Annotated in this window: 9 protein-coding genes; 6 read left to right on the plus strand and 3 right to left on the minus strand. The window is 54.1% G+C overall.

What is annotated here, in order from left to right; genetic code table 11:
- Positions 1-52 precede the first annotated feature (52 nt).
- A complete protein-coding gene (locus MKY86_RS07650; RefSeq protein WP_076079782.1) occupies positions 53-1,954 on the plus strand; it encodes a beta-glucoside-specific PTS transporter subunit IIABC in 1,902 nt (633 codons plus the stop codon).
- 991 nt (positions 1,955-2,945) lie between these two features.
- Here MKY86_RS07650 and MKY86_RS07655 read toward each other — a convergent pair.
- Entirely contained in the window at positions 2,946-3,779 is an 834-nt protein-coding gene (locus MKY86_RS07655; RefSeq protein ID WP_076079783.1) for a DUF2161 family putative PD-(D/E)XK-type phosphodiesterase, read from the minus strand.
- Between the two features lie 170 nt (positions 3,780-3,949).
- Between MKY86_RS07655 and MKY86_RS07660 the strand changes: the two genes are divergently transcribed.
- Positions 3,950-5,845, plus strand: coding sequence for a PrkA family serine protein kinase (locus tag MKY86_RS07660; protein ID WP_036721316.1), 1,896 nt, complete (start codon positions 3,950-3,952; stop codon positions 5,843-5,845).
- 195 nt (positions 5,846-6,040) lie between these two features.
- Here MKY86_RS07660 and MKY86_RS07665 read toward each other — a convergent pair whose 3' ends face one another.
- The gene (locus tag MKY86_RS07665) at positions 6,041-6,922 is read right to left on the minus strand and encodes a hypothetical protein (RefSeq protein WP_076079874.1); all 882 of its coding nucleotides are present in this window, start codon (positions 6,920-6,922) and stop codon (positions 6,041-6,043) included.
- A gap of 162 nt (positions 6,923-7,084) precedes the next feature.
- Between MKY86_RS07665 and MKY86_RS07670 the strand changes: the two genes are divergently transcribed.
- From MKY86_RS07670 to MKY86_RS07685, 4 genes are read left to right on the plus strand one after another with little or no spacing between them, the layout of a single operon-like run.
- Positions 7,085-7,669: a TetR/AcrR family transcriptional regulator gene (locus MKY86_RS07670; RefSeq protein ID WP_076079875.1), complete on the plus strand. Its 585-nt coding sequence runs from the start codon at positions 7,085-7,087 to the stop codon at positions 7,667-7,669.
- Positions 7,670-7,727: 58 nt separating this feature from the next.
- Entirely contained in the window at positions 7,728-8,660 is a 933-nt protein-coding gene (locus MKY86_RS07675) for an AraC family transcriptional regulator (RefSeq protein ID WP_340826683.1), read from the plus strand.
- A gap of 41 nt (positions 8,661-8,701) precedes the next feature.
- Entirely contained in the window at positions 8,702-9,634 is a 933-nt protein-coding gene (locus MKY86_RS07680; RefSeq protein ID WP_076079891.1) for a VanZ family protein, read from the plus strand.
- A gap of 38 nt (positions 9,635-9,672) precedes the next feature.
- A complete protein-coding gene (locus MKY86_RS07685) occupies positions 9,673-10,278 on the plus strand; it encodes a DJ-1/PfpI family protein (protein WP_076079876.1) in 606 nt (201 codons plus the stop codon).
- A gap of 74 nt (positions 10,279-10,352) precedes the next feature.
- On the opposite strand, the gene MKY86_RS07690 is transcribed toward MKY86_RS07685, so the two are convergent.
- Positions 10,353-12,770 (minus strand): transglutaminase domain-containing protein, encoded by a 2,418-nt coding sequence (locus MKY86_RS07690; protein ID WP_076079877.1) that lies wholly within the window; start codon positions 12,768-12,770, stop codon positions 10,353-10,355.
- Positions 12,771-12,928 lie beyond the last annotated feature (158 nt).

Here is a 12,928-nt window from a genome sequence, read left to right on the forward strand (position 1 = left end):
AAGCCGTTTCTGCTTGTGCGGAAAACATACTACATCTAAGGAGCAACATCTTATGAATACAAAAGAGCTGTCCAAAGAAATATTGAAGCTTGTTGGCGGAGAAGACAATATCGATCAGGTAACCCACTGTATGACCCGTCTGCGCTTCAACCTGAATGACAACAACCGTGCGGACAAAGCGGCGCTGCAGAAGACGGACGGGGTAATGGGCGTGATGATTAACGGCGGGCAATTCCAGGTTATTATCGGCAATGATGTGCCGGTGGTCTACAATGAGCTGATTGGCAATATGTCCGTTTCTCCTGAGATGAAGGCTTCCGGTGACAAGGTGGAGAAAACGAAGCAGAATCCGCTCAGCAAGCTGTTTGACTTCATCTCGGGAATCTTCACACCGATCCTGCCGGCCATTACCGGTGCGGGGATGATCAAAGGGATTGTCGCCCTGCTGGTGGCGGTGGGCTGGATGGGGACAGAGAACTCCACGTATATCATTCTCTCGGCGATCGGAGACGGTGCCTTTTACTTCCTGCCGATTGTTCTGGCCATCAGCGCTGCCCGTAAGCTGGGAAGCAATATGTACATCGCTGCTGCGATAGGGGCGGCCATTCTGCATCCGACCGTCACCACGCTGCTGGGGTCCGGGGAGCCCGTTACCTTCGCTTCACTGCCGGTGGTAGCTGCAACCTATGCTTCGTCCGTCATTCCGATTGTGATTGCAGTATGGCTGGCCTCCTATGTGGAAAAAGCCGTTGATAAAGTAACCCATGCTTCCCTTAAGCTGATTATCGTTCCGACGGTTACGCTGCTGGTCATTGTGCCGCTTACCCTGATTGCCGTAGGCCCGCTGGGAGTAATTATCGGGGATGGCCTGACTGGAGGGATCAGCTGGCTGTTCGAGAATACGGGATTGTTCGCAGGCCTGCTGCTGGGCGGAACCATGTCGCTGCTGATCATTACCGGGATGCACTATGCTCTGATTCCAATCATGATCGCATCCATTGCACAGCTTGGCTATGACTATATGATTCCGATTATGATGGTAGCGAACTTTGCCCAGGCGGGCAGTGCGCTGGGTGTCTCACTGAGAACGAAGAACAGCAAGCTGAAGTCCCTCTCCCTGTCCACAAGTATTACGGCTTTCATGGGGATTACAGAACCGGCTATGTACGGTGTGAATATGCGGCTTAAGAAACCGTTCATCGCTGCCCTGATCGGCGGAGCCGCCGGTGGTGCGTTCCTAAGCTTGTTCAAGGTAAAAGCGTATGTCATCGGCGGACTCGCCGGACTCTCCGGCATTCCGATGGTTCTCGGTGCGACCTTTGTCTATTCGGTCATCGGCTTCGCTATCGGTGCGGTAGTTGCTGCGATTGTCACTTACATTATCGGCTTTGAGGATGAGCCGGAAGCTGCTGCTGCGCCTGCGGTGACTCCTGCCGAGTCTGTAAACGCATCTGCCGCTATTACTACTGTAATCGGCGCTGCTGCTGAGTCTACGATGGTGAATCAAGAGGTATTCAGTCCGATTGCCGGAGCGGTGAAGCCGCTCAGCGAAGTGAGCGACCCGGCCTTCTCGGAGGAGATTATGGGGAAAGGGTATGCCATTCAGCCGTCCGAAGGCCGCGTAGTCTCGCCGGTCCAGGGAACGGTGTTCTCGCTCTCGAAGAGCGGACATGCCATTGGTCTGGTCAGCGACAGCGGAGCGGAAATGCTGATCCATATCGGCATCGACACGGTGAAGCTGAAAGGCCTGCATTTCTCGCCCAAGGTAACCGCCGGAACCCGGGTGGCTGTCGGCGATCTCCTGATGGAATTCGATCTGGCCGAGATCGAGAAGGCTGGCTATAGCACGATTACGCCGGTTATTATTACGAACATCCAGCAGTACCAGTCCATCCAGTCTGCTGGCGCCACCTCGGTTAAGGAGAAGGAGCTGCTGTATACGGTGCTTGCTTAGGGCGAGCTAGGAGCGAATAAGCGAAGGGCTGGGGCTTGGAGTGAATGAGCGAAGAGCTGGGGGCTTGGAGTGAATGAGCGAAGAGCATGGTATAAACCAGTAGGATATTCTAGAGTATAGATCAGGTAAGTGGATAGAGAAGGTACAAAGGAGTTGTCGCTCGCAGCGTGCGGACAACTCCTTTTTGGCTTGTATAATTGCCGGAAGGGAAGGGAAGTAGGCCGGATGGGTGTGGAAAACTGTGTACAATGTGCTGGGGCGAAGGGGCGAAGGTAAGCGGACCAAATGTGTGTAAAAACCGAATACATGTATTGGCACTTATCCAGTAACTTTATTCTGTGGAGATAAGTGGAAAAAGAGCATCTAATTTGACTGGATTCCTCGAATTTGGGACTTTAGTTGGAAAAAGTACATTTATTCAGCTGAAATGTGCTACTTGAGACAAAATGGTGGAAAATAAGTGTTGTTTATCCAACTAATCTTTTGCGCTGGGAAAAACTCAACTATTTAAGTGTTGATTTTCCAACTATTGGTTGGGCAGTCGAGCGTGAACGCCTCATGATTGCGTGAATGCCTATGTAAGGCAGGCGCGGCTTACTGGGTCCAGCTGGTGGAGTAGTGAGCGGATGGGTCGGCGCGCGGCCCGGGGCCAGCAGATGGAAGTAGTGAGCGGATGGGTAGGCGCGCGGCCCAGGTCCGGCAGGTGGAGTAGTGAGCGGATGCGTAGGCGCGCGGCCCAGGTCCGGCAGGTGGAGTAGTGAGCGGATGCGTAGGCGCGCGGCCCAGGTCCGGCAGATGGAGCAGTGAGCGGATGAGTCGGCGCGCGGCCCAGGTCCGGCAGATGGAGCAGTGATCGGACAGATGGGCAGACACGGCGGCCTGGGTCCGGCTGTTGGGGCTGCGAACGGATGGACAAGCGCGGGCGGGCCGGGTTCAGCTGATGAAGCTGCGGCCAGAATCCGCTGAGATCCGCTACCTGCCGGGCGCGGGCCTACAGCTTGCCTGCGCTGACCTCCGCGATCCGGGCATACTCGATCAGCGCGGCTTGTCCGGCGGCCGTGAGCGTGTAGCGGCCGCGCTGCACCCGGAAGAACCACGCATAGTAGTTCTTCTGCAGGATCGCAGCGGCGCCGGGCACGCCGCTGCGCTTCCGCAACGCGGCGGGCGTGACGCCGACGCCGCGCGCGCCCTCCGCCCGGCTGTGCGCAGCCGCCGGGCCCGCACCCGCAGCGGCATCACCCGCCGCCGCTGCTGCCGTACCCGCGGCCGCCGGCTCCCCGGCGGCTTCGGCCTCCAGGGCCTGCAGCGAGGCGGCCACGCGCAGCGCCTTCTCGCGGTAGGCAGTCACGAGCTTGACGCGCGTGCTGCCGCCGGTGTTGTAGTCCCCGCTGCGCTCGCGGAACTCATAGAGCAAGCGCTCGCGGCGGCGCACCGCGCTGCGGGCCTGCGGCGGCGCGTCGCCCGGCTCCGCGAGCACCTCGACGAGCGGGGCCTTCGTCTTGTAGAAGACGACGGTGATCAGCCCGAGGCCGAGCCGGCGGCACAGCCCGGTGAGCTCGCCCCAGCGCTGGTTGACCGCGCCCTTCTTCTCCCTGACGCGTTCTACCGCGAGGTAGACGTTAGGGCTGAGCCGCAGCCGTTCAATCCCCTGCAGCAGCAGGGCGAGATTGAACGATTTTTTCATCTCCACAATGAGTGGCTGCGCCTCGTCCTCCCGGATGCCCACCAGATCACAGGTCCGCACCTCACCCTTGATGTCATAGCCTTGCCGTTCAAAAAAACTCTTCAAAGGAGCATACAGCTCCGTCTCCTGCTTGATTGCCATTCGTATTCACTCCTGCCCTGAATTGCAGCGTAATTATAATAGAGAATTTATGATTCTCTATTATAGCACAGCAAAAAAGAGGTCAACTATTCCGGGCTCGCCGCATAGGTATGTAATACACTTTCTAAGCTTGGTGGAGCAAGTAGGAGCGCAAGAGGAGGCAGCGAGCCATGGATATTTTTGAGCGTATAGCAACGCATCGGGCTGAGAACGACCGTTTGGCGTGGAGCGGCACTTTCAAGGACTATATAGAACTGCTTAGAGTAGACCCCTCTCCCGCCAAAACGGCTCATTCCCGCGTATATGACATGATCAAGTCACACGGCGTCGAGGACATTAACGGACGTAAACGGTATAAGTTTTTTGAACAGGAGATCTTTGGACTGGATCGTGCGGTGGAAAAGCTGGTGGAGGAATACTTCCATTCCGCAGCCCGAAGGCTGGATGTGCGCAAACGGATTCTGCTGCTGATGGGACCGGTCAGTGGAGGAAAGTCCACCTTGGTCACGCTGCTGAAGCGCGGCCTGGAGCAATATTCGCGCACGGATGCGGGTGCGGTGTATGCCATTGAGGGCTGCCCGATGCATGAGGACCCGCTGCATCTGATTCCGCTGGAGCTGCGGCCTGAGATCGAACGCGAGCTGGATGTACGGATTGAAGGTAATCTCTGCCCGTCCTGCCAGATGCGGCTGAAGAATGACTACCACGGGGATATTGAACGTGTGGCGGTTACCCGGGTGCTGTTGTCGGAAGAGGAGCGGGTAGGGATTGGTACATTCAGCCCTTCCGATCCGAAGTCGCAGGATATCGCGGATCTGACCGGCAGTATCGACTTCTCCACCATTACCGAATTCGGCTCGGAATCCGATCCGCGGGCCTACCGCTTCGACGGGGAGCTGAACAAGGCCAACCGCGGGATCATGGAATTCCAGGAGATGCTGAAATGTGACGAGAAGTTCCTGTGGAATCTGCTGTCGCTGACTCAGGAAGGCAATTTCAAGGCCGGGCGGTTTGCGTTAATTTCGGCGGATGAGATGATTATTGCCCACACGAATGAGACCGAATATAAATCCTTCATCTCCAATAAAAAGAACGAAGCACTCCAGTCCCGCATGATCGTCATGCCGGTTCCCTATAATCTGCGCGTCTCTGAAGAGGAGAAAATCTACGCCAAGCTGATCGGCCAGAGCGATATGAAGCATGTGCATATTGCCCCTCACGCGCTGCGCGCGGCGGCGATCTTCTCCATCCTGACCCGGCTCAAGGAGAGCAAGAAGCAGGGGATGGATCTGATCAAGAAGCTGCGCATGTACGACGGCGAAGAGGTCGAGGGCTACAAGGAAGCGGATCTGAAGGAGATGCAGACCGAATACTTAGATGAAGGCATGTCCGGCATCGACCCGCGTTATGTCATTAACCGCATCTCCAGCGCCCTGATCAAAGGCGATCTGCAGTGCATGAACGCGCTGGATGTGCTGCGGGCAATCAAGGACGGTCTGGATCAGCATCCTTCGATTACGAAGGAGGAGCGCGAGCGTTATCTGAACTTTATTTCCATTGCCCGCAAGGAATACGATATTCTTGCCAAAAGCGAAGTGCAGAAGGCGTTCGTTTACTCTTTTGAAGAATCCGCCAAAACGCTGTTCGAGAATTATCTCGACAATATCGAAGCCTTCTGCAACTGGTCCAAAATCCGCGACCCGCTTACCGATGAGGAGATGGAGCCGGATGAGCGGCTGATGCGCTCCATTGAAGAGCAGATCGGCATCTCGGAGAATGCGAAGAAGGCCTTCCGGGAGGAGATCCTGATCCGTATTTCGTCCTACTCCCGCAAGGGCAAGAAGTTCGAGTACAACAATCACGACCGGCTGCGGGAAGCCATCGAGAAGAAGCTGTTCACGGACCTCAAGGATATCGTCAAAATCACCACTTCCTCCAAGACACCGGATGAAAGCCAGCTCAAACGGATCAACGAGGTCAGCCGCCGCCTGATCGACGAGCACAACTACTGCCCGATCTGTGCCAATGAGCTGCTGAAATATGTCGGAAGCCTTCTGAACCGCTGACGGAGGCGGCTTCACGGATACTGGGGACCGGGGACTGCCATCAGGCAGTCCTCTTGTCTGTCCCGGAGCTAATTAAGACTTGTACGCTCAGCCAAAAGGGAATATCCCAGGCCATGGTGATGGCTTAGGGATATTCCCTTTAGTCTAGCGAAGCGCCTGATCGGCGAATCCGTGCGGACTGGATAACTAATTCTCCTAATCCTCCTGAGATTCCTTAGGCTCCTGATGCTTGCCGCCAATCTTGAAGCTTAATTGGCCGTTATATTTGCCGAGCTGTCCGCCCACGCCGATGCCTGCGCCTTCGCCGCCGCCGAACTGGGCTTTGGCCTCAGCCCCGATGCCCTTGTTGCCGCCGAGCTGAACATGAGAGTCAAAGCCTGCACCTTGACTAAGCCCCAGATGAGCACCCGCATCTGCATTCAGCCCGTGATCGCCCCCGGCCTGTGCGCCTAACTTGACATCTGCGCCTTGCCCGCCGCCGAGCTGGGCCTTGCCTTGTGCAGCCACCCCGTATTTGCCGAAGGCCTGGGCTTCGGCGTTCACTCCGAGGCCTTGCCCGTTGCCCACATGGGTATCGCCTTGCGCTTCGATCCCGTAGGAGCTGCTGCCGATATGGCCGTCTGCCTGCATGCTTGCGCCGCTGTACGCCAGGTTTCCTCCGGCATTCATGCCGATGCCGTGTTTACCCCCTAACTCGCCTCCTACATCGACATGAATTCCCTTTCCGCCGGCCTGACTTGCCCCGGGATGGCCGTCCACCGGCTTGTTCGCGGCAGCCGGATGTCCGCTTTCGAGGACCGTCTGCGGCTTGCTGGCATTCTGAATCTGCTGCCAGCCGTCCATGTTGTCCTCCGCATGGTCATTCTCGAGCTTATGTGGAGCGGCCGGAGGTTCGGAGGCCCTGACAGTCTGCGTATTCCCGGCAGTTGCGGAATTCTTAGCAATCCTCGGAGCGGTCTCCTCAGTGGACTCCGAACGTACCAGGTAGTGGTAATGCGAATAAGGGTAGGGCTGCGGCAGATGCCGATAGCCTGACGGATGAGCTGAGCTGTTCGAATCTTCGTTCCTGTAATTCATGCGGGAACCCTCCATTCTTGAAGTCATTACAATAGCCTATTCACCGAAATGGGAAGTGATTCGTGTCAGATGAATATAAAAGTACATTGTAATGGCTGCATGGCTGTGCTACATTGTGTGAATGAATTTAAAAATATTCACTCAAGCGTGGAGGGCTTATTGATGGAAGATAAGAAGGCAGAGATTTTCAGATGCGGTACAGAGCTGTTCAGCTCCAAGGGTTTCAAGGACACGAATGTGTCAGACATCACCAAGATGTGCGGATATGCCGTAGGCACGTTCTATAATTATTACGCCTCCAAAGAGAAGCTGTTCATAGAGATCTACCTGCGGGAGAATGAGGAGCTGAAGCGGAGCATGATGGCTAAGGTCGATGTGGATGATGAGCCAGCCAAGGTGCTTAAGCAGATGATGGAGCTTAATTACAGCGGGATGAATGAGCACCCTATCCTGAAGGAATGGTACAATAAAGCACTATTCAGCAAGCTGGAGAAGGAATTCTATGCCCATGGCGGGATAGAGGGTATTCATGAGATGATGAATAGCGGCATGCTGGAGCTAATCCGGCACTGGAAGTCCAAGGGGAAAATCAGAACAGATCTGGAGGACGGGATGATTCTCGCTTTGTTCAACTCTATTCCGTATATCGACATTCACAAGGAAGAGATCGGGGCAAGCCATTTTCCGCAGCTTCTGGATTATATAGTGGAATTCATCATGAAAGGCTTGACGGATACGCAGCGCTGATTATATAGCAAGACTGGATCAGTCCCGGAGGCCGCCATCTGCTATAATGTATGCACCTATGTATACTGAAAGGCCGGTGGAGTCACTGAATTACAGCAGAGAGATCGGGCGGAGTATTGATTATATTGAGGAGCATCTCATGGACCCGCTGACAGCGGAGCAGATTGCGGCGTATGCGGGATATTCGCTGTATCATTTTTGCCGGATGTTCAGCCAGTCTCAGGACATGCCGGTCATGGAATATGTGCGCACCCGGAGATTGTCGCGGGCTGCTGTTGAATTATTCAACGGGCGGAGAATTACGGAGATTGCGCTGGAGTATGGGTTCGAGACTCCCGGGGGCTTCGCCAAAGCCTTCCGCAAGACCTACGGCTACAGTCCCTCCCAGTATGCGGCGCGGATGAGCGGGTATCTCCGGGACAGGTTGGAGTATGAGATTAAGGCGTATATGGCAGAGCCAGTGAGGGTGGAGCGGCCTGCTTTTAACGTAGCGGGTTACGGGATTGAGACGAATGTGGAGGCGGGGAATGCTACGCAGGATGTCGCTTCTTTCTGGTATAACTATGAGGGCGATAATCTGGAGGATCAGATGTACGCAAAGCTGAATCCGCCGAAGCACGGGGAGGTCGGCTTATGTATACCGTCAGACGCTGGCGGTAATGCTGTGTATCTGCTGGGGGTTATAGTGGAGGACTTCAGTAAGGCCACTCCTGACATGCTTACGGCTGTTGTGCCTGCGGCGCAGTATGCGGTATTTACGACACCACCGGTAGACGCTACCGATGAGGCGGGAGCGGAGACTTTTGCCGAGGTGGTCAAGAGTACCTGGAGATATATCTTCGAGGACTGGTTCCCGGGAAGCGGCTATGTGCACGACGAGGACAAGCTGAACTTTGAGTTCTACGACGAGCGCTGTCACGCCCGGGTGGATTCGGTGATGGAGATTTATGTTCCGGTGCGTGAGCGCGGGTTTCATGAAACCGTTAAATAGGTTATAGTAATATGTGGAAAAATAGTATGAAGGAGCTAACCATGGTCAAACAACGCAAGATTCTACTAACAGTAACCGTATTGTACACGCTGCTTGTGCTTTATTTTATGTTCTTTGCTTTCGGAAGAGGAGAGGCTTCGGATCATACCGTTTACACCTTTATTTTCATGCCTGAAAACTTCATTTTGATGCCGTCTCCGTCTGATCTTTTTCCTCCCACCCTGATGGATTTGGTGGGCTTCGGGAACACACTTGCGTTTGTTCCTTTCGGTATATTGATTCCATGGCTGTACCGGGTCAGCTTCGTCCGGTTCATCACCTTATTCTTCATCGCGATTCTTGTCCTGGAAACGATCCAGGCTCTTACCTTCCTGGGCAGCTTCGATATCAATGATGCTCTTCAGAATTCGGTTGGTGCAGCCCTTGGTTTCGGGGCGTACAAGCTTGGCTTCCGTTACCGGAGCCTCGGGCGCAATCTGGCGGCAACGGCTATAGCGGGGTTGGTCCTTTTTATAGCTTTATGGGGACTAGGCGCAGCGGTAAACAAAATAATAACTAAAGTAGAGGGGCCGTTCACGGCGATCACGGAATGGACGGACACCTCGGGCAATTCATCCGCAGACAAACCGGACAGCATTCAAATCAACGGACAGAAGATACCGCTCCGCTATAACCTGTATGGCGCTGAAGGCGGAGATTCCAGAACATTCACGTACAAGTCTGAGGGTCAGACGACTTTCTGCTTCACTTTCGGAAACCCCGAACCCACAGATTATTCCGGTGAGATCAGTATTACCCGGGATGGCCAGGAATTCTTGAATTATACTGGAGATTTTCAGCGTACTAATCCTGAACAGTACCCTGTAGTATACGAGATGCCAGTTGAGCCGGGGCAAGAGCTGAAGATCACGATTAAGGGCGAATTGAAAATATGGGATGTCGGGTATAAAAAGATGCAGTATATTTGGAACTGAGTGCTTAATCTTTCATTAGGAGAGGATAGGTGACAGTAATGAGAATGGCGTTTGTTCTGTTTGACGGCATGACCAGTATGGATTTTGTCGGGTTCTATGAAGCAGTGAGCTGGGTAGCGATCCTGAAGGCGAAGGAGAACGTATCCTGGACCTTCTGCGCGAGCAAGGCGGAGGTGACGGATGACCGGGGGCTGACGATGAAAGCCAATGAGGTATTGCCTGATCTGGGGACATTCGATCTGGTCTTCCTCCCGGGCGGCCATGTGACCCGGACGCTCCGCTACGATGAGGAGTTCATAAGCTGGATACGGACGGCAGAAGGCGCACGCTATAAGGTCTCGGTCTGCACAGGTGCATTGTTGTTAGGTGCGGCAGGATTCTTAGAGGGGAAAAAAGCGACCACGAACTCATCGGCCTACGATCTGCTTGCCCCTTACTGCGGGGAAGTCATTAAGGCCCGGGCCGTCCGGGACGGCGACACCTTCACCGGAGGCGGAGTAACGTCCTCGATCGATCTTGGTCTGTACCTGATTGAGTGCTTAGTGGATACAGACACTGCACGTCTGGTGCAAAAAAGACTGGAGTACCCTTACTACCAGGCAGGTAATCTGAGTGATGTCTATTATCCGTATGAAGAGGAATAGACAGAGGGTCGCCGGCAATTTAGAATGTAAGAAAAGGCAAGCCCCTGCTGCGGGGCTTGCCTTTTGTCCGTTTATTATTGCCCGGCTGCAGCGTCCAATTGAACCGCAACGTAGCTTCCCAGCTCAACCATGCCTGCACTATCCAGCTTGGTGGCATCGTATTGCTTGATGACCTCGGCGGTTTTCTGCATGAGCTCCGAGCTGTCGGTATTGCCCAGAACGCGTAGGACTACCAGCGTCTCGCCTTTCTTCAGCTGTTCGGCCAGCTTGGTCTTGTAGGCTTCCAGGGAATCTACTTCCAGTCCTTGCGTCACGTAATAATCGTAGGCATTGCTGGTGGACTTGAACAGAGGCAGCTCATGGTCCAGCCAGTAGCCCTTGTCCATCACATACTCTACATCGGAGGCTGTAGCGTCATTGGAGTTATAGAGCAGATAAGGAAGTCCGGTATTGGTGGCGTTATTGGTCGGGTCAACGTTGACCCATTCGTCGCCGATCTTCACCTTGTTCCAGGCGTGATTCACGCCGCTCATGGTTCCTGTGACGACCATCGAAGGGACCTGGACGAGATCAGAGAGCAGCTGGAAGGTATGGGCATAGCTCATGCATACGCCGACTTTTTTAACCAGAATGCCATAGGTATTGAAAGAATCGTTATACTTCGCATCTACTGTCTTGAACTCCTGCTCCATTGCATTCTCCAGTGCAGCATCGTCATAGGCGGTGTTATCATTCAGATAATCGTAGATCGCCATCTGTTTCTCATCCGCGCTCATGCCTTCCTTGATCACAGCAGCGATTACTTTATCTGCCTCGGCAAGGATCTCCTTCTGCTTGGAGCGGATGATCTCGGCAGAATCATCGTACTTCACATTCAGCGTCAGCTTCTCATAATCGTAGCCATAGCCGCGGAAGCCGAGAATGAGCGGGTTCTGGTAGACCACCTTCTCAATTACATCCACCAGGGTACGGGCATTCTGCGCCTCCGGGAAGGCTTGCAGCGAGATTTCGGTGTCGCCGTTCATCAGGGTCAATGCGAGATATTCCTCCAGCGCAGAGTCGGCATGAATCAGGTCTGCCCGGATCGTGGTGCCCGGTACCGCCTGTTTGTTGCCTTCCTCTACCTTGCTCTTGGTATTTTCTTTTTGCTGGTCGATGACATTATCTCCAGGTTCACTTGTGTTTCCGTTATCGTTGTCGTCAATGATGGTCGGTACATCCGGTGCAGGCACATAATCCGTGTCATTCTGCGGCTCCACATACCCGGGATTCGCCTTGTTGCTCTGGGCGGCTGCAAGACTAGTAATATCCGCTTCCGTCAATTGCGTAACCTGAACATATCCCTTGAGCGCAGTACCTTGAAGCGTGTACGGGACATCGGTTGGGCCGGAAGCCTTAAGAGTTACAGCTCCGGTGTCGTACATCACTGTTACTGAGGCTTTGGAGCCGTCAATGAACTGGACCGGAACGGTCTTGGGCAGCTCTTTGGCATTCTTGTACAATTTCAGGTTGATGTTATCCTCAGGAGCCACAGTGCGCGGCAGACGTTTGGATAACGCTACGGTATCTGCCGAACGGCTGAACCGGGATTCTTTGTCCCCCTGAACGGCAGTGACGTAATATTCCCCCTGGACATTGTTATTCTGTACGCTCGTAATCATCTCATCTACTACACCGAGCGCACCGCGTCCGTCCTTCATGAAATCGTTATACGAAGTGCCCTTCACGGTTGCAATCAGCAGCGGACGCTGATCCGCATAGCCCTGCTCGGCGCCGCTGAGCGGCTCATTGATATTCTCCATTGTAATATGGGAGGCGCTGTAAATATTGTAGCTCTCCGCGCCCGGAACTTCATTCCACACCAGAGTCAATCTTCCGTCAGGACTGATGTCGGCTTGCAGCGTCGGCGTGGGCAGATCCGATTTCACCGTGAACGGAATGATCACCGGCTGCTTCAGCAGAGTAGGCGACTTGGCATCCAGGTCATAGTTAAGCCGGATGTAGTAGACAGGCGCGTTTCCCCAGGAGCTGGCTCCGGTAGCGCGCAGGGAATCGGAGGGAAGGACGCCGAAGCCGAGCGGCTTGATGGAGTATACGCTTTTGCCGTCAACAAGCTGTGAATCCTCAAGGGTTGCGACCTTGCTCTCCGGCAGCGCCTCGATATCGGTATGTACGGATAACGTCTTGCCAATGGCTTCTGAGCCAAGATCGGTATTGAATCTGAAGATGAATTCCATATCCTGCTCCACATTATACATAGGCATGATGCCCGGACTTTGATCTGCTTCATCTGAATCATACTTCTGCTTCAGATCGTACACGGTCTGTGAAGCCTCCGGCGGAGGGTTCCCCGAAGTGTTCTTCGTCTCGGCAGTTGCCGTGGCGGCCGGGCTGGATGAAGGCGCTGGACTTCCTTCTTTGCTGCCCCCCATGCAGCCTGTCAGAATCACACACATGATGAGCAGCAGTATTGCCATTTGTTTCACTTTCACTTACGTCCTCTCCCGTCTGGTTTCTGTATGAGGGTAATTATAGACCATCCAGAATTACCCATTATAAATCACAGGAGATATTTAACCCATACAGATACTATTAAAACAAAATTGGGATAATTTATATTTAAGTATTTTTTGCAGCAGGGGATATGGGG

Source organism: Paenibacillus sp. FSL R7-0333 (assembly GCF_038000365.1).
Lineage (GTDB): Bacteria > Bacillota > Bacilli > Paenibacillales > Paenibacillaceae > Paenibacillus_AQ > Paenibacillus_AQ silagei.